General features: G+C 58.2%; 17 protein-coding genes and 1 other RNA gene. 5 read left to right on the top strand and 13 right to left on the bottom strand.

The window, feature by feature from the left end:
* Positions 1 to 89: 89 nt before the first annotated feature.
* Positions 90 to 186, bottom strand: an RNA gene (ffs, locus tag ACEQFP_RS03980) — signal recognition particle sRNA small type.
* 142 nt (positions 187 to 328) lie between these two features.
* Between ffs and ACEQFP_RS03975 the strand changes: the two genes are divergently transcribed.
* Positions 329 to 652, top strand: a complete 324-nt coding sequence (locus ACEQFP_RS03975; RefSeq protein WP_068869962.1) for an MGMT family protein — start codon at positions 329 to 331, stop codon at positions 650 to 652.
* Positions 653 to 732: 80 nt separating this feature from the next.
* Positions 733 to 1,599: an acyl-CoA thioesterase II gene (gene tesB / locus ACEQFP_RS03970; protein WP_035600209.1), complete on the top strand. Its 867-nt coding sequence runs from the start codon at positions 733 to 735 to the stop codon at positions 1,597 to 1,599.
* A 24-nt stretch (positions 1,600 to 1,623) separates the two neighbouring features.
* Here tesB and amtB read toward each other — a convergent pair whose 3' ends face one another.
* The 4 genes from amtB to cof all read right to left on the bottom strand — a co-directional run bounded on the left by amtB (position 1,624) and on the right by cof (position 5,050).
* On the bottom strand, positions 1,624 to 2,901 hold the full coding sequence (amtB, locus tag ACEQFP_RS03965; protein WP_035594812.1) for an ammonium transporter AmtB: 1,278 nt from the start codon (positions 2,899 to 2,901) through the stop codon (positions 1,624 to 1,626).
* Between the two features lie 26 nt (positions 2,902 to 2,927).
* Entirely contained in the window at positions 2,928 to 3,266 is a 339-nt protein-coding gene (gene glnK, locus ACEQFP_RS03960) for a P-II family nitrogen regulator (RefSeq protein ID WP_035594810.1), read from the bottom strand.
* 279 nt (positions 3,267 to 3,545) lie between these two features.
* A complete protein-coding gene (locus ACEQFP_RS03955; RefSeq protein WP_005296844.1) occupies positions 3,546 to 4,007 on the bottom strand; it encodes an Lrp/AsnC family transcriptional regulator in 462 nt (153 codons plus the stop codon).
* A gap of 224 nt (positions 4,008 to 4,231) precedes the next feature.
* Positions 4,232 to 5,050, bottom strand: coding sequence for an HMP-PP phosphatase (gene cof / locus ACEQFP_RS03950; protein WP_370546910.1), 819 nt, complete (start codon positions 5,048 to 5,050; stop codon positions 4,232 to 4,234).
* A gap of 101 nt (positions 5,051 to 5,151) precedes the next feature.
* Between cof and ACEQFP_RS03945 the strand changes: the two genes are divergently transcribed.
* Positions 5,152 to 6,864, top strand: coding sequence for an SgrR family transcriptional regulator (locus tag ACEQFP_RS03945; RefSeq protein WP_370546911.1), 1,713 nt, complete (start codon positions 5,152 to 5,154; stop codon positions 6,862 to 6,864).
* 48 nt (positions 6,865 to 6,912) lie between these two features.
* A complete protein-coding gene (gene queC / locus ACEQFP_RS03940) occupies positions 6,913 to 7,602 on the top strand; it encodes a 7-cyano-7-deazaguanine synthase QueC (RefSeq protein WP_005283491.1) in 690 nt (229 codons plus the stop codon).
* 38 nt (positions 7,603 to 7,640) lie between these two features.
* Here the strand turns inward: queC and ACEQFP_RS03935 are convergent, their stop codons facing one another.
* From ACEQFP_RS03935 to bolA, 8 genes are all read right to left on the bottom strand, one after another.
* Positions 7,641 to 7,982: a helix-hairpin-helix domain-containing protein gene (locus ACEQFP_RS03935; protein WP_068869968.1), complete on the bottom strand. Its 342-nt coding sequence runs from the start codon at positions 7,980 to 7,982 to the stop codon at positions 7,641 to 7,643.
* A gap of 142 nt (positions 7,983 to 8,124) precedes the next feature.
* Complete coding sequence (gene ppiD, locus ACEQFP_RS03930) at positions 8,125 to 10,005, bottom strand: peptidylprolyl isomerase (protein WP_370546912.1); 1,881 nt, start codon at positions 10,003 to 10,005, stop codon at positions 8,125 to 8,127.
* 282 nt (positions 10,006 to 10,287) lie between these two features.
* Positions 10,288 to 10,560, bottom strand: a complete 273-nt coding sequence (gene hupB / locus ACEQFP_RS03925) for a nucleoid-associated protein HU-beta (protein WP_005283482.1) — start codon at positions 10,558 to 10,560, stop codon at positions 10,288 to 10,290.
* A gap of 215 nt (positions 10,561 to 10,775) precedes the next feature.
* The gene (gene lon, locus ACEQFP_RS03920; RefSeq protein WP_005296832.1) at positions 10,776 to 13,130 is read right to left on the bottom strand and encodes an endopeptidase La; all 2,355 of its coding nucleotides are present in this window, start codon (positions 13,128 to 13,130) and stop codon (positions 10,776 to 10,778) included.
* Between the two features lie 224 nt (positions 13,131 to 13,354).
* Positions 13,355 to 14,626 carry an ATP-dependent protease ATP-binding subunit ClpX gene (gene clpX, locus ACEQFP_RS03915; RefSeq protein WP_005283476.1) on the bottom strand — a complete coding sequence of 424 codons (1,272 nt, stop codon included), beginning with the start codon at positions 14,624 to 14,626 and terminating at the stop codon, positions 13,355 to 13,357.
* Between the two features lie 183 nt (positions 14,627 to 14,809).
* Positions 14,810 to 15,430, bottom strand: a complete 621-nt coding sequence (gene clpP, locus ACEQFP_RS03910; protein ID WP_005296829.1) for an ATP-dependent Clp endopeptidase proteolytic subunit ClpP — start codon at positions 15,428 to 15,430, stop codon at positions 14,810 to 14,812.
* Between the two features lie 230 nt (positions 15,431 to 15,660).
* Positions 15,661 to 16,962 carry a trigger factor gene (gene tig / locus ACEQFP_RS03905; RefSeq protein WP_005283471.1) on the bottom strand — a complete coding sequence of 434 codons (1,302 nt, stop codon included), beginning with the start codon at positions 16,960 to 16,962 and terminating at the stop codon, positions 15,661 to 15,663.
* Positions 16,963 to 17,431: 469 nt separating this feature from the next.
* On the bottom strand, positions 17,432 to 17,758 hold the full coding sequence (gene bolA / locus ACEQFP_RS03900) for a transcriptional regulator BolA (protein ID WP_005283468.1): 327 nt from the start codon (positions 17,756 to 17,758) through the stop codon (positions 17,432 to 17,434).
* Between the two features lie 417 nt (positions 17,759 to 18,175).
* Here bolA and ACEQFP_RS03895 point away from each other — a divergent pair, with 417 nt between their 5' ends.
* Positions 18,176 to 18,754: a lipoprotein gene (locus ACEQFP_RS03895; RefSeq protein WP_005296824.1), complete on the top strand. Its 579-nt coding sequence runs from the start codon at positions 18,176 to 18,178 to the stop codon at positions 18,752 to 18,754.
* Positions 18,755 to 18,790 lie beyond the last annotated feature (36 nt).

Raw genomic sequence — 18,790 nt, 5'->3', positions numbered from 1 at the left:
GCAGAGGCAGAGGCAGAGGCAGAGGCAGAGGCAGAGGCAGAGGCAGAGGCAGAGGCAGAGGCAGAGGCAGAGGCAGAATTGGGTGGGAGCCCTGCCAGCTACATCCCGGCACACACGTCACCTGCTACGGCTGCTTCCTTCCGGACCTGACCGAATTCACAAGCTAGCGTTGCGGGAGAACCAACAGGGCCCCCATAACGAGCGCCACAACTGCAGCGCGCAGGCATTATCAGCGATGCCAGACACAATTGCAAGGCGCCCCCCGTTAAACGTTGTTTTCTTAGACAACGGCCTTGAGCCTGGCGACATAAGCACCGATAATCGCATCATGATGATGATCCCCTCCCCGTGCGACACCTTCCAACAACGCGTGCTACTCTGCGTCGCGTCCATCCCCGTCGGCCAGGTCGCCACCTACGGTCAGATCGCGGCGATGGCAGGCCATGCGCGCGCCGCCCGACGTGTCGGCGCCATTCTACGTGCCCTGCCTGAGGGGAGTCGCCTACCCTGGCACCGGGTGGTCAATCGCCTCGGCGCCCTCTCACTGCAGGGGGACGCTTTCCTACGCCAACGCCGCGCGCTACAGGCCGAAGGGGTCGTCGTCGACGAACGGGGGTATCTCGACCTGGCGCGATTACGCTGGCAGCCCTAACGGTAACCTCGCGGAAGATTGACGCCGCCGTCCCGGTTACGCACACTGTGGACTATGTAACATAGGTTAAGGTATTACCGATGAGTCAGGCGTTACAGCAGTTGCTGAACCTCTTAAATCTGGAAAAAATCGAACAGGGCATTTACCGAGGGCAGAGTGAAGATCTCGGTCTGCGTCAGGTATTCGGCGGCCAAGTGGTCGGCCAGGCACTCTATGCCGCGAAGCAAACCGTCGACCCGGTGCGTCAACTGCATTCGTTTCACAGTTACTTTCTACGCCCCGGCGACAGCCGGATGCCGATTATCTACGATGTGGAGATACTACGCGACGGCAATAGTTTCAGCGCTCGCCGCATCAAGGCCATTCAACACGGCCACCCGATCTTCTACATGACCGCCTCGTTCCAAACCGAGGAGCAAGGGTTCGATCACCAGAGCGCCATGCCACCAGCGGCGGGACCGGCAGGCTTAGCCAGCGAGACCGATATCGCCCGAGCGCTACAACACCTCATCCCCGAGGCGGTGCGAGAGACCTTTACGCGCGAACAGCCCATCGAGATGCGTCCGATCCATTTCCACAATCCGTTACAGGGGGAGGTCGGCCCGGCGCAGCGTTATGTCTGGGTGCGCGCCAACGGTGAGCTACCCGAGGATCCCCGAGTACATCAATATCTGTTGGGCTACGCCTCAGACTTCAACTTTCTACCAACGGCCTTACAGCCGCATGGCAAAGGCTTTCTTGAACCAGGCATGCAAGTCGCGACGATCGACCATTCCATGTGGTTCCATCGCCCCTTCCGCCTCGATGACTGGCTGCTATACGCCATCGATAGCCCCTCCGCCTCTGGCGGACGCGGCTTGGTGCGGGGCCAATTCTTCGATCGCCAAGGGCAATTGGTGGCCTCCGCCGTGCAAGAGGGCCTCATTCGCCAGCATCCGGCGCGCTGAGCCACGCGCCGGGATGGCGCAAGGTCAACGGTTATAAGCGCTCTCACCGTGGCTGGTTACATCCAGCCCGGTATGCTCCTGCTCCTCACTGACGCGTAGACCGACGCACCGATCGGCAACCTTATAGGCGATCAGTGCCGCCGCCGCCGACCACAGTACGCTCACCAACACGCTCAGCGCCTGCACCCACACCTGATGTCCCATGGTGACGCCGCTGGCGTAACCGGTCCCGCCCAACGCGTCGGCGCTCAAGACTCCGGTCGCTAGGCACCCCACAATACCGCACACGCCATGTACCCCAAAGACATCGCAGGCATCATCCACCCGTAGCCACTGTTTCAGTACCACGACCCCCCATAGCCCCGCCATACCGGCTAACACCCCAAGCAGTAACGCTCCGCCGACCCCGACGCTCCCGGCCGCAGGCGTCACCGCCACCAGCCCGGCGATACAACCGGAGCACGCCCCCAGTAGCGAGGGATTGCCACGCAGCCACCACTCCATCAACAGCCACGAGAGGATGGCGCCGGCAGCGGCGATCACCGTATTGAGGAAGGCCAACGCCGCAATATCGCTGGCCGCCCCGGCAGAACCAGCGTTAAAGCCAAACCAACCGACATAGAGAATGGCGCTACCGAGGAAGACCAGCGGCAGGCTGTGGGGCTTGAACGCCTCTCGTCCATAACCACTACGCGGCCCTAACAGATAGGCGCCGATCAACCCGGCCACCGCCGCATTGATATGCACCACCGTTCCACCGGCGAAATCCAGCGCGCCATCCGTCGCCAACCATCCCCCGCCCCATACCATATGGGCCAACGGAATATAGGAGAGGGTGAACCACAGCACGGCAAAGATCAGCACCGCGCCGAAGCGCATGCGTTCGGCAAACGCGCCCACCACCAGCGCCACGGTGATGATGGCGAACGAGCCTTGGAAGGCCACATGCACCAGGGTTGAGATCGAACCGGTGACATCGTGCAGACCGATGCCGCGTAGCATCACACCGTGTAGGTTGCCCACCAGCGCGTTACCCTTGCCGAAGGTCAAGCTATAGCCGTACAGCACCCACAGCACGCTGATCAGGGCGAAGATCACCATCACCTGCGTCATCAGGGATAGGACGTTCTTAGCGCGCAATAATCCGCCATAGAATAGGGCGATACCCGGCAGGGTCATAAACAGCACCAACGCGGTAGCGATCAACATGAAACCATTGTCCGCCCGATCCGCGAGCGGTGTCGCGGCTAACGCCGTCCCCGGCAACCATAGTGCCGCAACCATTCCCTTACGTAAGGTCATCATGCTTTCCCCCTCCTTGCCCATCATCACAACGCCGCCTCATCGCATTCACCGGTACGGATGCGTACCACGCGCGTTAAGTCAGCGACAAAGATCTTACCGTCGCCAATTTTTCCACTACCCGCCGCCTGGCAGATCGCCTCGATCACCGCCTCGAGCCGATCATCCGCCAGCGCGATCTCGATCTTGACCTTGGGTAAGAAATTAACGGCGTACTCCGCGCCACGGTACAGTTCGGCGTGCCCCTTCTGCCGACCAAATCCCTTCACCTCCGTCACCGTCAACCCACAGATCCCCATGGCCGAGAGCGCATCGCGCACCTCATCCAACTTAAATGGCTTGATCACCGCACTCACCAGTTTCATCGCGCTCTCCTCCATAAACGCCACCTCATACAGCGAAACATTCAGCAAAGGTCATGCCAGGAGTGAAAATAGTGTGAAAAAGTGCAGTGCTCATGCGGGGTTAGTCACAAAACTGAGGGGTAAGGCGAGACGAGGCGCATGGCACCAAAATAGTGCGAAATGGCCAGTGTTGCGTCTAATGTGGCGCAGCGTGGGGCAGCGCCGACTCACCGCCAGCGCGGTATGATGTGATGTGGGTCGTCGTGAGCGCCGGCAGCCGATCCGATGCCAGCGTATGCGCTAGTCGCGGAGTGGCAACGCCGTGGTAAACTTGATCTGCTCCATCGCGAAGCTGGAGGTGACATCGCTCAGCCCTTTCACCGCCGTCACCAGGCGCTTATAAAACTCATCGAAGCTCTTCATATCGGCGACTTGTACCTGCATCAGGTAATCATACTCACCCGCCATGCGATAAAACGCCAAGATCTCCGGCATATGTTCTACCTGCTGCACAAAGTGGCCATACCACTCCGCACTGTGATACTGGGTCTTGATCGCCACAAAGGCCGTCAATCCCAGGCCAAGCTTCTCCTTGTCCAGCAACGCCACCCGTTGCGTAATGTAGCCCTCCTCCTCCAGGCGCTTCAGTCGCTTCCAGCAAGGAGTCGACGTCAGATTGACGGCCTCGGACAGGACTTGCAACGACAGGGTGCAGTCCCGCTGTAACATATTCAACAGGCTACGGTCGATTTTATCCAGCATAGGGGCCTCCAGGAGAAATATTTCCTCCAATTAGGCCAATACGCACCATAATAATCAATCCTTTTCCCGCATAAATGGGATAGCTATCCAAAAGGCATGGCGAGGGTTAGGGTTAGGGTTAGGGTTAGGGTTAGGGTTAGGGTTAGGGTTAGGGTTAGGATTGGCGACAAAAGAAAAACCGACAAGGGGACAGTCAGGTTCCCTTGTCGGCTGGCCGAAAAGCCTCAGTGATTCGGGGGAATTGTGAGGGTAGATCGTGTAAGCCAAAATGTTAATTGTTGTGCCACCGCCTGCTGCTGACAGTCGCCGATGACGCGCAAATGAGGCAAGGCTTGTCGCAGTTGCGCCAAGGCGTTCCCCATGATGAATCCTTGACCGACCATCGCCAGCATCTCCCGATCATTCATCGCATCGCCAAAGGCCATACACTCGGCCAACGAGACACCGACATGGTCGCATAGCACCGCCAACGCATTACCCTTATTACTGCCTGGCGGCACCACCTCCAACGAGTCACGCCCCGAGAAACAGAGGTCGATTGCCGTGCCTAAGTGCTGGCGTAATCGCTGCTGCAACGTCAATAGACGCTGATGATGATCGATAAAACAGATTTTGCTGATGCCATAGGCAGGCAACTGGCGTACGTCCACCAGACGATAGGCGAAACCATCCGCTTGATGAGGGATCAAGAGCTCAGGACAGGCGTGCCCCGTCAGCCAGCCATCGTCACGAAACAGATGCACCGAGGCGCTGTCGCTCCATGTCACATGGAGCAGCTCATGCACCACGTCGGGTGCCAGATCCTGGCGAAAGAGCAGCTTGCCGTTACGGTCATGCACTCGGGTACCGTTACCGGTGATCAAATGTCCGTGCAGACCGAGCCGTTGCGTCATACGACTCACCTCCAGGAAGTGACGCCCGGTGGCGAAGGTCAGCATCACCCGCTGCCGCGCCAAGTGCCGCAAAGCCTCAAGCGTCTCCGCCCCGATGCGGTGATCCGGCATCAAGAGTGTGCCGTCCATATCAAACGCTACCAAACGCATGCTGCCTCCCCTCTGTGACCCCTTCTGCATGTTGTGCAGTATCGCGTGGTATTTACGGAACTAATAGTGAACAATTAGAGAAAAGTGTTCAGGATTTAGCGATGCGCCTACTGCAACGTCTCAACCAATACCAACGGCTCTATCAATTCGCCGGAGATGCCCCTCGGGCGGCCACCGTCGCCGAGTTGGCCGCGACGGTCTGCTGTAGCGAGCGCCATACGCGAACGTTGCTCAACCAGTTGCAAGACATCGGTTGGCTGAGTTGGCAAGCCAGCGCCGGCCGAGGTCGGCGGGGCTGCTTACATTGCCGCGTACCGGTACAGCAACTCCGTCGCCAACTGATGGAAAGTCTATTGCAGGAGGGCAATCACCAGGGGGCCCTGCGCCTCGCGGCGCGTGATCCGGCGCACCTGATGCCCTACCTGCAACCCCACCTCGGCGGGCAGTGGTCAGCCGAGCTGCCGACCCTGCGTATCCCCTATTACCGTCCGCTGGAGTCGATTCATCCGCTGCAACTGAGCGGGCGTGCGGAGCAGCATCTGGCACACACGATCCATGCCGGACTCACGCGCTTCATCCCCGGCAACACGGCGCCACAGCCGGATCTCGCCCACCACTGGCAAGTCAGTACCGATGGCCTCTGTTGGCGCTTCCAACTGCACAGCGATCTCCACTGGCACCATGGCCAAGCCATCACCACCGCACAACTGTTAGCGGTGCTGCAGCAGCGGCGCACGCATCCGCAGGCCGGAGCCCTTTTAGCCAGCGTGTCGGCGATCGATCAGCCTCATCCGCTGTGCTTACGCTTCCTCCTCAGGCGCCCCGATTATTGGCTGGCGCACCGACTGGCTAATCTGCTTTATCTACTGCCCCATCCACAGTTGGCCGATATCGGGGCCGGGCCATTTCGCTTAGCGAACGCCCATCCGACGTTGCTGCGTCTGGAACAATACCCGGGATACCATTTGCAGCGCCCCTATCTGCACGCCATCGAATACTGGATCACCGCCGGACCACATGCGGCGTTACGCGCCTGTCTGGATGCGGTACGCATCCAGATCGGGCCCGATGAGGGGATTCAAGATAGCCGTCGGCTCAAGACCAGCACCAGCTTGGGTTTCGGTTATATGGCCATTAATCAGCGCCAGGGAAGGCTGACATCCCCCCAGGCGCGTTATCTCCTGGGACTGATGCGCGACGCGGAGAGCTTTAGCGCCCTCCCTCTTGAGGAGGGGATCACCCTACGCTGCGAGGAGCTGCTCCCCGACTGGCCGCTCCCCGACTACCCCGCCACGCCTTGCCCCTTACCTCCCCAACTGGTCCTGTTGACGCAGCCAGCGGCGCCGCTGCATCAGTTGGCGCGCCGCCTCCAATCCCGCCTGGCGCGCCTCGGCTGTATCCTGGAACTGCGCTTCTTCGCCGGTAAACGCTGGCTCGATGACGCGCTGTTGGCCCAGGCCGATATCATCCTGGGTGATAAGCGCATCGGCGAATCCCCCGGCGCCACGTTAGACAACTGGCCGCGTACCGATCGCTTGTGGCCGGCGATCCTCCCTTCGGCCAGCTACCGGGATACGTTGGAGCAGCTTAACCGCCAGCAGCAAATGGCCGACGAGACGTCACGCCTGGCCGCGCTCCAGCGCCTCTACCACACGCTGATGACTCAGGGTTACATGGCGCCGCTGTTCAACTACCGCTATCAGGTTAGCGTCCCGCCTCGCGTCAACGGCATCGTATTGACCGCCCACGGCTGGTTCGACTTTTGCCAAGCATGGGTGCCGGCGCCGGATGAAGACTGTTCATCGTCCGATTGAGCCGCTACCATAACCTCATGCTCTCTTGAATAGATTATCGAGGTTTATATGAAACGCGCCGTTGTGGTTTTCAGTGGCGGACAGGATTCAACCACCTGCCTGATCCAGGCGTTGCAACGCTACGACGATGTCCATTGCATCACCTTCGACTATGGGCAGCGCCACCGCGCCGAGATCGATGTCGCCCGTAATCTGGCCCATCAACTCGGTGCCAGTGCCCATAAGGTGTTAGATGTCGGCTTATTAAATGAGCTCGCGATCAGCAGCCTGACCCGGGACAACATCCCGGTGCCCACCCAGAGTGAAACGGGGATTCCGAATACCTTCGTACCGGGGCGCAATATTCTGTTCCTCACCCTGGCGGCGATTTACGCCTACCAGGTCGAGGCCGAGGCGGTGATCACCGGGGTCTGTGAGACGGACTTCTCGGGGTATCCCGACTGCCGCGATGCGTTCGTCAAGGCGCTGCATCACGCAGTGAGCCTGGGGATGGCCAGAGACATTCGTTTCGAGACGCCGCTGATGTGGCTCAATAAGGCGGAGACCTGGGCGTTAGCCGACTATTACGGCCAGCTAGAGCGGGTACGTCACGATACCCTGACCTGCTATAACGGCATCCAGGGCGACGGATGTGGCCACTGCGCCGCCTGCCACCTCCGGGCGCACGGCCTGCAACAATACCAGGCCGACCCGGCGGGTGTGATGGCTTCCCTGCGCCAGAAGAGCGGCTTGGCCTAACCCCCCGCTCATCGCCTCCCGCCGCACGACGGCGGGAGCTATAACGCCAAGCGTGCGCGATTCTTCTCTAACAGCGCCCGGCCGATTCCCTTCACTTGCAACAGTTGCTCAAGGCTAGAGAAGGCGCCGTGCTGTTGCCGAAAGTCGACGATCGCCTGCGCCTTATCCAGTCCCACCCCCGTCATTCCCGCCGCCAGGGCCTGTGCCGAGGCCTGATTAATATTCAGCCGCTCTCCCTGGGGCGCCGTGCTCCCCCGTGCGCCAGAGGCGGGCATCGTGGTGGTGGTCGATGAAATGACCGGCGCGGCCTGGGGACGGAGGGGAAAAAACAGCAGAGAGAGCCACAGCGGGGAGGATAACAATAAGGTAAATAAAGACATGACAGTTCTCCTTCTGATCGGTTAGCAAACTCGCTTACCATGCCCGAAGGTGCATCCGCTGACAAAAGCTCGCCGCCAGAGACGCAAAAGGCCGCTGACGCGGCCTTGATACGTTACATTGTTTCTCGTACTACTGCGGTGATTACTGCATTTCCGCCGCTGCGCCCAGCTTAATCTTGCCATTGGCGCGCAGGTTATCCATCAATGCCTCGAAGGTGATCCCGGTCTCGCCGGTCAGCATCTGCGAAGCGAAGGCTTTCTGCTCTTCCGCCGTCAATTGGCCCGCTTTCACCGCATTCAGGCGGATCAGCACGATGTTATCCTGACGATCTTCCGAGAGGCCATATACCGGCTTATTCGCCTGCGGATGTGGCAGTGCAAACACCGTATCCACCAGCTGACGGTCATCGGAGGCGCGCGTCAACGTCTGCTCGGCGCCGAAACTCAACCCGGCGGCCTGCAACGCGGCATCGCCTTTACCCGCCTGCAACGCAGCCAACAGTTTTTCACCCTCGCTACGCGCCTGAGCGATCGCCTTCTGACGTTTCAGCAGCTCGGTCACCTGATCGCGTACCTGGTCGAAGGGCTTGACCGCCTCCGGCTTATGCGCGCTGACGCGCAGGACAAAGGCGCGATCGCCCTCGACACTGATCACGTCGGAGTTGCTACCCGGCGTGCCATTCTCGCCAAACAGCGAGCCATCGAAGATCGCCTGCACCACCGGCTTAAAGTTCAATGCAGCCGGTACGCTATCACGGGTAAACCATGCGGTCTCGGTCGCCTTAGCCCCGGCGGCTTCTTCCGCACCAGCCAACGAGTCGTTATCGCTGGTAGCGGCGTCGCTCACCTTCTGTTGCATCGCATAGAAGGCATCCAGCGATTTCTGTTGCTTCACCTTATCGGCGATGGCGGCACGCACCTCTGACAGCGGTTTAATCACCGCCGGCTGCATGTCATCCAGACGTACGATCAGATAACCGACGCTAGAGGCGATCGGCGCAGAAACCTGCCCCTTGGTCGTCAGCTTGGCGTTCAGGATCTCCTGCGGCGTACTCTCCGGCTCCATCCAGCCCAACTCCCCGCCATTCTTACGGGAAATAATATCGCTAGAGTGCTCTTTCGCCAGGGTGGCGAAGTCGGCCCCCTTGGACAGTTGTTCGGCGATCGCCTTGGCTTCCGCCTCACTCTTCACCTGGATCACGCTGTACTTATTGCGCTCCGGTTGGGTGAAGCTGCGCTTATGCTGATCGTAATAGGCGCTGATCTCCGCATCGCTGACGGTCATCTTGTCATTGATCGCGGCGGCATCCATCTCGATATAGCTCACACGTACCGCCTCAGGGGCGATAAAGCTATTCTGGTGCTGCTGGTAGTAACCTTGCAGCTCGGCATCGCTCACCTTCTGCTGCGGCATCAATTGCTTGATGTCGATGGTTGCCAGATTGATCAGACGTTGCTGCATGGTCAACGCCGCCAGGGAGGAGACTTCGCTCGGCAACGTGAAACCGGTGGCGGTGAAGCCCTGGATCAGTTGCTGCGTCACCAGTTGCTGGCGCATCAGTTGTGCATAGCTATCTGGCGTCAACCCCAGACGCGCCACCATCTCCAGATACTTGGCGTTATCGAAGTGGTTATCCGTCTGGAAATAAGGCAGGGTACGAATCGCCTCTTTCACCTGGGCGTCGCTGATAGCCAGGTTCAATTTCTTGGCGTACTGATCGAGCAACACATCGTCGATCATGCGTGACAGCACCTGCTGACGCAGCTCCTTCATATACCCTTCGTTGCCTGCCAGCACCGAGAACTGATCGCCCAGCTGCTGCTGCAAACGGCTACGCTCATTCTGTACCGCCTGCTCCAACTGGGCCCGACTGATCTCCTGACCATCCACTTTGGCCGCATAGTCGCCGGAACCACCGATCAGATAATTACCTACCCCGGTCAGCACAAACGAGATGATGATCAGAGCCAGGATAACCTTGAGCACGACGTGATTGGCGGCCGCGCGTAAATTGTCCATCATAGTGTGGCAACACTCCGCTGTGATTGTTGGTAATACGTTGTGACTCCGCGTCGTGCCGGGACTCGCCCGGCTATGCACAGCACACGCTATAGATTAACTGCTTCAGGCTACCCTGACGAGGCATCATGCCACGATGTGCAGGGAAGGCAGTTGCCAGCCATAAAAAAAGCGCATCAACATGATGCGCCTTGTATTTTACCTTAGCTACGCCATGGCGTCAGTCGATTGTTTGCGATTTGCAGAAATCGCCACTACCGATGCCAGGCGCATCGCGCTCGACGCTTAGTTCACCGCGTCTTTCAGCGCCTTACCCGCACGGAAACCCGGTACCTTCGCAGCGGAAATCTCGATTTCCTTCCCCGTCTGCGGGTTGCGGCCAGTACGCGCAGCACGTTCACGCACATCGAAGGTGCCAAAACCGACCAGAGCGACGGCATCACCCTGTTGCAGGCTTTCGGTCACGGAGGCAATGAAGGCATCCAGCGCACGACCGGCTGCCGCCTTGGAAATATCAGCACCCTCGGCAATCTTGTCGATCAGTTGTGATTTATTCACTCTCTCATCCCCTTTAAAAATCCCGGTCGCACAGGAAACGAGTCTCCCTACCGTACGACCGCGCAGCAGTTATCTCAAGCCTGTCATGACCGGCCAACGCATCTACGGCGCTCGCTACGGCTGACAGGGCTCTACGTTAGCGGCACAAAAAAAGGCTGGCAAGCCCGAAATGGGCCGCCAGCCGATGTTTTATCAACGTACTTTGCGATATGTCACTATTTCGCGGTGACAACGTCCATGCCAAACGGCGCATTCTGCAGCGCCAAGGTTAAAACCTCGTCGATGCGCTTCACCGGATGGATGTCGAGATCGCGCAGGACGTTCTCCGGCATCTCCTCCAGATCCCGCTTATTATCATCCGGGATCAGGACGGTTTTGATACCGCCACGATGCGCGGCCAACAGCTTCTCTTTCAGCCCACCGATCGGCAGCACCTGACCACGCAGCGTGATCTCCCCGGTCATCGCCACATCGGCGCGCACCGGATTACCCGTCAGGCAAGAGACCAGTGCCGTACACATCGCGATACCGGCGCTCGGCCCATCTTTCGGTGTAGCCCCTTCCGGTACGTGGACGTGGATGTCGCGCTTCTCATAGAAGTCCTGATTGATCCCCAACTTCTCGGCACGCGCACGGACGACCGTCAACGCCGCCTGGATCGACTCCTGCATCACCTCACCCAGCGAGCCGGTATAGGTCAGCTTGCCCTTACCCGGTACGCTGGCCGTTTCGATAGTCAGCAGATCGCCGCCCACCTCGGTCCAGGCCAAGCCTGTCACCTGCCCGACACGGTTTTCGCTGTCGGCCCGGCCATAATCGAAACGCTGTACTCCCAGATAATCCTTCAGATTATCGCCATTGATCTCGATGTGGCGCAGCGACTTGTCCAACAACAGCTGCTTGACGGCCTTACGGCACAGCTTGGAGATCTCACGCTCCAGCGCACGCACCCCCGCCTCACGCGTGTAGTAACGGATGATGCCGACGATCGCGCTGTCGTCCACCGTTAACTCGCCTTTCTTCAACGCGTTACGCTCGATCTGCTTCGGCAATAGATGCTGGCGAGCGATGTTGAGCTTCTCGTCCTCGGTGTAGCCGGACAGACGGATCACCTCCATACGATCCAACAGCGGCGCCGGGATGTTCATCGAGTTTGAGGTGGCGACAAACATCACATCGGACAGATCGTAATCGACCTCCAGGTAGTGATCGTTAAAGGCGACGTTCTGCTCCGGATCCAAGACCTCCAACAGTGCCGAGGCGGGATCGCCGCGCATGTCGGAAGACATCTTGTCAATTTCATCCAACAAGAACAATGGGTTACGCACACCCACCTTGGCCATCTTCTGGATCAGTTTACCCGGCATGGAGCCGATGTAAGTCCGACGATGACCGCGGATCTCCGCCTCGTCACGCACGCCGCCCAGCGCCATACGCACATACTGACGCCCGGTAGCGCGGGCAATGGATTGCCCCAGCGAGGTCTTACCTACCCCCGGCGGCCCGACCAGGCACAGGATCGGTCCCTTGATTTTGCTGACGCGACTCTGCACCGCCAGGTATTCCAGGATGCGATCTTTGACGCGCTCTAGACCATAATGGTCGGCGTCCAGCGTCTCCTGCGCCTTACGCAGATCTTTCTTCACCTTGCTGCGAGCATGCCACGGCACCTGCACGATCCAGTCGATATAACCGCGCACCACGGTGGCTTCCGCCGACATCGGCGACATCATCTTCAGCTTTTGCAGCTCGGCTTCCGCCTTCTCACGCGCCTCTTTCGGCATCTTGGCGGCTTCGATCTTGCGCTTCAGCGCCTCGAACTCGTCTGGCGTATCGTCCATCTCACCCAGCTCTTTCTGAATGGCCTTCATCTGCTCATTCAGATAGTACTCGCGCTGGCTCTTCTCCATCTGCTTCTTCACCCGGTTACGGATGCGCTTCTCGACTTGCAGCAGATCGATCTCGGACTCCATCATCGCCATCAGATATTCCAGACGCTCGGCCACGTCGAACATCTCCAGCACCGTCTGCTTGTCGTTCAGCTTCAACGGCATATGGGCGGCGATGGTATCGGCCAAGCGAGCGGCATCGTCGATGCTGTTCAGCGAGGTCAGCACCTCCGGCGGGATCTTCTTGTTCAGTTTGATATAGCCTTCAAACTGATTGATGGCGGTACGTACCAGCACCTCCTGCTCGCGTTCGTCCATCTCCGGCGTCGCCAGGTACTCTGCCTGGGCGGCAAAGTGTTCGCCACCATCAGACAGCGTGGTGATGCGGGCACGTTGGATCCCCTCCACCAGCACTTTTACCGTACCATCCGGCAGCTTCAGCATCTGCAGAATGGAGGCCACCGTCCCGACGGTAAACAGATCGTTGACGCCCGGCTCGTCGGTCGACGCCTCTTTCTGTGCCACCAGCAGGATCTTCTTGTCGTGATCCATTGCGGCTTCCAGGCAGCGGATCGACTTTTCCCGGCCTACAAACAACGGAATCACCATGTGCGGATAAACCACCACATCGCGCAACGGCAATACGGGGATTTCTATGCGTTCGGAACGCTCAGGATTCATAGAGCTCTCTCTTTGTTTAGCTTCCGCCAGGTTATGGCGAAACAGCGCCACATCATGAGTAAAGACTGTTTCACCAAAGGATTACTAGAGTATATGGGGCTATATTGGCGGGATTCAACGCCACGATCTACGGAAAAAAAATGGGGGATGCCATCCCCCATTTCTCCTACTGTCCCATCTACTCAGCACGCCGATGGCGAACGCGTGCCACCGAGGGTGGCGAGTTACTCGCCGGCAGCTTGCGCCTCGGGCTGTCCGTAAATCAGCATCGGCTTACTCTGCCCTTCGATAACCTGCTCATCGACGACCACCTTCTCCACGTTCTCCATGGAGGGCAGATCGTACATGGTATCGAGCAGCGTCCCCTCGACGATCGAACGCAGGCCACGCGCACCGGTCTTACGCGCCATCGCCTTCTTCGCGATGGCGGTTAAGGCTTCGTCGCGAAACTCTAGCTCGACCCCTTCCAGGCCAAACAGCGCCTGATACTGCTTGGTCAGGGCGTTCTTCGGCTCTTTCAGGATCTGGATCAGCGCCGCTTCATCCAACTCTTTCAGGGTGGCGACCACCGGCAGACGACCGATGAACTCCGGGATCAGACCAAACTTGATCAGATCTTCCGGCTCGACCTGGCCCAGCAGCTCACTCTCGCTGGCCTTATCCGCCTTCCCTTTCACCTTCGCGCCGAAGCCGATACCGGTGCCGGTATTCACACGCTGACCGATCACCTTATCCAACCCGGCGAAGGCACCACCACAGATGAACAGGATCTTGGAGGTATCCACCTGCAAGAACTCCTGCTGCGGATGTTTCCGTCCGCCCTGCGGAGGAACGGCCGCGACCGTCCCTTCGATCAGTTTCAACAGCGCCTGCTGCACCCCTTCACCCGATACGTCACGGGTAATCGACGGGTTGTCCGACTTACGGGAGATCTTGTCAATCTCGTCAATGTAGACGATGCCGCGCTGGGCCTTTTGCACGTCGTAGTCGCACTTCTGCAACAGCTTCTGGATAATATTTTCGACGTCCTCACCGACATAGCCGGCTTCGGTCAGGGTCGTCGCATCCGCCATGGTGAACGGCACATCCAGCAGACGAGCCAACGTCTCTGCCAGCAGGGTCTTGCCGCTACCGGTCGGGCCGATCAGCAGGATATTGCTCTTACCCAACTCGACGCCGTTACTAGTGTCGCCGTTACGCAGGCGTTTATAGTGGTTATACACCGCCACCGCCAGCACCTTCTTCGCCTGCTCCTGACCGATGACATAGTCATCCAGGTGATGACGGATCTCATGGGGAGTCGGCAGTGCGCTACGCTCGCGGTGCGGCGTCACGTCTTTGATCTCTTCGCGAATGATGTCGTTACACAGATCGACACATTCATCGCAGATATACACTGACGGACCGGCGATCAGCTTACGAACTTCATGCTGGCTTTTGCCGCAAAAAGAGCAGTACAGCAGCTTGCCAGAGCCGTCTTTGCGCTTATCTGTCATCAGTAAACCTCTTTCATTTAATTGCTGTCCCACCCGCGGCGGGCGTAGGCCCTATCATGACCTTGGCGCTGATCCGCGCGGCACACAGCCTATCCACACGAAAGCGCCCGTGGGCGCTTTTATCGCTCTAGTATATCGGCGAATGGCCAGAGTGGCAGCATGTGGGGCGGTTCGCCGCACAAATCAGGCGCGCTGGGTCAGCACGGCATCGACCAGACCGTAATCGACCGCTTCCTGTGCAGACATGAAGCGATCGCGCTCGGTATCACGCTCGATCACCTCCAGTGGCTGACCGGAGTGCTTGGCCATCAGGGTGTTCATGCGTGCCTTGATACTGAGGATCTCTTTCGCGTGGATCTCAATATCGGTCGCCTGACCTTGGAAACCGCCCAACGGTTGATGGATCATGACCCGAGAGTTAGGCAGGCAGAAACGCTTGCCCTGCGCCCCGGCAGCCAGCAGGAACGATCCCATGGAGCAGGCTTGCCCCATGCAGATGGTGCTGACATCCGGTTTGATAAACTGCATGGTGTCATAGATAGACATCCCGGCGGTGATCACCCCACCCGGTGAGTTGATATATAAGTGGATGTCTTTTTCCGGGTTTTCTGCTTCCAGGAACAGCATCTGGGCCACGATCAGGTTGGCCATGTGATCTTCGACCTGCCCTGTCAGAAAAATAATGCGTTCTTTGAGCAGACGGGAAAAAATATCGTATGAACGCTCGCCGCGCGAAGTCTGCTCAACAACCATGGGCACCAACGCCATGTGCGGTGCTAACTCACGCTGGTCACTGTATGACATTAACCGTCTCCTATAGAAATCTCTTCAGCAGTGGTACGTTTTGATTCTACTTGAGATAGGCCGGATTGACTATGCACAATCGGGCCCTCCTCTGCTGTCCCTGCGCCTCAGGAAGACAGTATTTCACTCATTTGGGGGTGAACACGGCAAAATAAAGGCGCCCACTAAAAAAAAACCTTCGCCCTACGGCGAAGGTTTTTCAGATGACCTTAATCAATCAGGCGAACAACTTAGGCCTGCGGCTGGTTCATCAGCTCGTTGAAGGTGGTCTCTTTCTCGCTCACTTTGGCCTGGGCCAGCAGCAGTTCAACCGCTTGCTCTTCCAGTGCCATGTTGCGCATGTTGTTCATCATCTCTTTGTTCTTGCTGTAGAACTCGATCACTTCCTGCGGATCTTCGTAGGCAGAAGCCATCTCTTCGATCAGCGCATTAACGCGAGCGTCGTCTGCTTTCAGCTCGTTCTTGCTGATCACTTCGCCCAGCAGCAGACCGACGATGACACGACGCTTAGCCTGCTCTTCGAACAGTTCACGCGGCAGCTCCATCGCTTGCTGCTCATTGCCACCGAAACGCTGTGCGGCTTGACGACGCAGCACGTCGATTTCGCCGTCGACCAGGGCTGCCGGCACGTCGATTTCGTTCGCGCTCACCAGACCGTCCAGAACCTGCGCCTTGATGCGGTTACGCACGGCATTTTTCAGTTCACGGGTCATGTTCTTACGAACTTCAGCCTTCAGGCCTTCCAGGGAGCCATCAGCCACGCCGAAACGCTTGATGAACTCGGCAGTCATTTCCGGCAGTTCGCGCTCTTCGACTTTCTTCAGCACGATGTCGAATTTAGCCGCTTTACCTTTCAGGTTTTCAGCGTGGTAATCTTCCGGGAAGGTTACATCGATGACGAACTCTTCACCCGCTTTGTGACCCAGGATACCGTCTTCAAAGCCCGGGATCATGCGGCCCTGGCCCATGGCCAGAACGAAATCGGTAGCCTTGCCACCTTCGAAGACTTCGCCGTCGATAGAGCCGGTGAAATCGATGGTTGCACGATCTTCGCCAGCCACTTCACCCTCTTTCGCCACCCAGGAAGCCTGCTGCTTACGCAGGGTTTCAACCATGGCGTCAACGTCGGCGTCTTTCACCTCTACCAGCGGCTTCTCAACCACGATGGTATCCAGACCCTTCAGTTCGATCTCCGGGTAAACTTCGAACTCTACCGCGTAGGTGAAGTCGTCGCCCAGTTTGTATTCGCCCGGTACATACTTCGGCGCACCGACCGGATTCAGTTTTTCTTTGATGATCGCGTCGACGAAATTACGCTGCATCAGATCGCCCAGCACGTCCTGACGTACAGATGCGCCATAACGCTGAGCGACGATGTTCATCGGCACTTTGCCCTTACGGAAACCGTCAATGCGTGCCTTCTTGGCAACATTACGCAGTTCGCTTTCTACTGCTTTTTCGATGCTATCAGCAGCAACAGTAATATTTACGCGACGACCCAGGCCTTCGGTGGTTTCAACAGAAACTTGCATCTTATACCTCAAAAAATCACAGTGCTCGGTCAACGCTAGAAGCCGTTCTCTGCATCATGCCTGAGAGCCGCAACTTACTCTGAAGCGGGACGGCGCAAGAGTCACGCCCGCCGCCTTTCAAGTGCCATCTTAGCCGTTATCGCCGCCCCTCCCCGCGCTTACCGCGGTAAGCTCGGGAGACGCTAGCGCGTCGCCGCCTCGATGCTGCTCGAAATTCATTGGGCCGATATTGCATTCCCTGTTTTCAGATGCGTCCCGAATACCATTCCGGAAAAATAGACGCGACATTATAGCGATGCGCGCACTGGGAGTCGAGAACCCGCGGGATTAAGTCACGCGGCGCCTCACACTTTCACCCCGAACGCCCCGCCGTTCGTCCCGGCGACACAGACAAAAAAAGATGGCCTAATGGCCATCTCCGTCGCGGCACTCGCCTCTCTTTGGCCGCCGCGCGCTGAAAAAGTTCCGTTTACGCGAGGCTAGCGCTACCGTTCCCGACACCGCGGCAAACCGGCGAGGCTAACACCGTATCCTGCAAACCGGCCCACTCTTTACGGGTATAGGTATGCAGCGCCAGGGCATGGACCCCATCCGCCATCTCTTCGGCCAACGCGCCATAAATCGCGCGGTGACGTTGCAAAAAACGCTCGCCCTGGAAGCGGTCACTGACCATGACCACCTTGAAATGGGTCTCCGATCCTGCAGGCACATTGTGCCGATAGCTTTCGTCAACCACATCAAGATAGACCGGCTCAAAAGCCGCGCGCAGCTTGGCTTCTATCTGCTCTCTCATCATACGACATCCCCTTATCCGGCAACGGCAGTGGTACATGACACGCTAACGCGTCGGGAGCACATCGCGGCGGCAGGCACCGCACTCGCATCCGATAGTCCTCGCTCCCCATCGGGGGGCCAAGCCTATCTTTCCGCCTCCTTATCCTAAAGCGTAGCCGCTTTTTGCCATTCTACGCACTCCTAACGTTAATTTAACGTCACGATCCATCGGCTTTCAACTACAAATATATCCTTATAATCAATAGGGTAAATCATGATTTTCTGCGGATGATCCCGCGTTGACCGACCAGGGAAGAAAATCCCCCGCCGGGGATCCCTCGCCCGGCAGGGCAATGGTATGATATACCTGTCCATCTCCTGCACAGCCGATGCAGTGCCTGTTATCACTCAACACCAGAAAATGGCTATCACAATGACTATGCTAAAAAAACTGTTTCTTCCGCTGCTGGCTCTGCTCGCCCTGGCCGGCTGCGCTAGCCAAAGCAATACCCTAAATATCAATCCGCAGATGGCCCTGCCGCAGCAAGACCCTACGCTACAAGGCATCACCATCAGCATTAACGGCGCCGACGTTCGCCCTGATAAGGCGCTGGCGAAGGTCAACCGCGACGGGCAGTTGGTCACCCTGATGCCTCAGCGCGATCTGCGTTTCCTGTTGCAAGAAATCTTGGAAAAACAGATGACCGCCCGCGGCTATATGATCGGCGCCAACGGGGCCGTCGACTTGCAGATCGTGGTTAACCGCCTGTACGCCGATGTCAGCGAGGGGAACCTACGCTACAACATCACCACGCACGCCGATGTCTCCATCATCGCCACCGCGCGCAATGGCAGCAAGCTGGTGAAAACCTACCGTGCCAGCTATAACGAGCAGGGCGCCTTTACCGCCAGCAATAGCAAGATCACCAATGCGGTCAACAATGCGTTGACGGATATCGTCAGCACCATGGCGCAGGACTCCAGCATCAGCGACTTCATTAAAGCCAACGCTCGTTAACCCTAATGCCGGTACGGCACGCCGTACCGGCCAATA

This window comes from Edwardsiella sp. A.80236 (assembly GCF_044540725.1).
GTDB classification, from domain to species: Bacteria; Pseudomonadota; Gammaproteobacteria; order Enterobacterales; family Enterobacteriaceae; genus Edwardsiella; species Edwardsiella tarda.
Note: the sequence above shows the minus strand (reverse complement) of the source record. Positions and strands in the feature narration are given on the sequence as shown.

Bases quoted from the DNA above. Each gene is read 5' to 3' on its own strand.
- queC (WP_005283491.1), top strand. From the start codon at position 6,913: ATGAAACGCGCCGTTGTGGTTTTCAGTGGCGGACAGGATTCAACCACC.
- tesB (WP_035600209.1), top strand. From the start codon at position 733: ATGAGTCAGGCGTTACAGCAGTTGCTGAACCTCTTAAATCTGGAAAAA.
- amtB (WP_035594812.1), bottom strand. From the start codon at position 2,901: ATGACCTTACGTAAGGGAATGGTTGCGGCACTATGGTTGCCGGGGACG.
- ACEQFP_RS03975 (WP_068869962.1), top strand. From the start codon at position 329: ATGATGATGATCCCCTCCCCGTGCGACACCTTCCAACAACGCGTGCTA.
- tig (WP_005283471.1), bottom strand. From the start codon at position 16,962: ATGCAAGTTTCTGTTGAAACCACCGAAGGCCTGGGTCGTCGCGTAAAT.
- clpX (WP_005283476.1), bottom strand. From the start codon at position 14,626: ATGACAGATAAGCGCAAAGACGGCTCTGGCAAGCTGCTGTACTGCTCT.
- ACEQFP_RS03895 (WP_005296824.1), top strand. From the start codon at position 18,176: ATGCTAAAAAAACTGTTTCTTCCGCTGCTGGCTCTGCTCGCCCTGGCC.
- glnK (WP_035594810.1), bottom strand. From the start codon at position 3,266: ATGAAACTGGTGAGTGCGGTGATCAAGCCATTTAAGTTGGATGAGGTG.
- ACEQFP_RS03945 (WP_370546911.1), top strand. From the start codon at position 5,152: ATGCGCCTACTGCAACGTCTCAACCAATACCAACGGCTCTATCAATTC.
- bolA (WP_005283468.1), bottom strand. From the start codon at position 17,758: ATGATGAGAGAGCAGATAGAAGCCAAGCTGCGCGCGGCTTTTGAGCCG.
- lon (WP_005296832.1), bottom strand. From the start codon at position 13,130: ATGAATCCTGAGCGTTCCGAACGCATAGAAATCCCCGTATTGCCGTTG.
- clpP (WP_005296829.1), bottom strand. From the start codon at position 15,430: ATGTCATACAGTGACCAGCGTGAGTTAGCACCGCACATGGCGTTGGTG.
- ppiD (WP_370546912.1), bottom strand. From the start codon at position 10,005: ATGATGGACAATTTACGCGCGGCCGCCAATCACGTCGTGCTCAAGGTT.
- ACEQFP_RS03955 (WP_005296844.1), bottom strand. From the start codon at position 4,007: ATGCTGGATAAAATCGACCGTAGCCTGTTGAATATGTTACAGCGGGAC.
- ACEQFP_RS03935 (WP_068869968.1), bottom strand. From the start codon at position 7,982: ATGTCTTTATTTACCTTATTGTTATCCTCCCCGCTGTGGCTCTCTCTG.
- cof (WP_370546910.1), bottom strand. From the start codon at position 5,050: ATGCGTTTGGTAGCGTTTGATATGGACGGCACACTCTTGATGCCGGAT.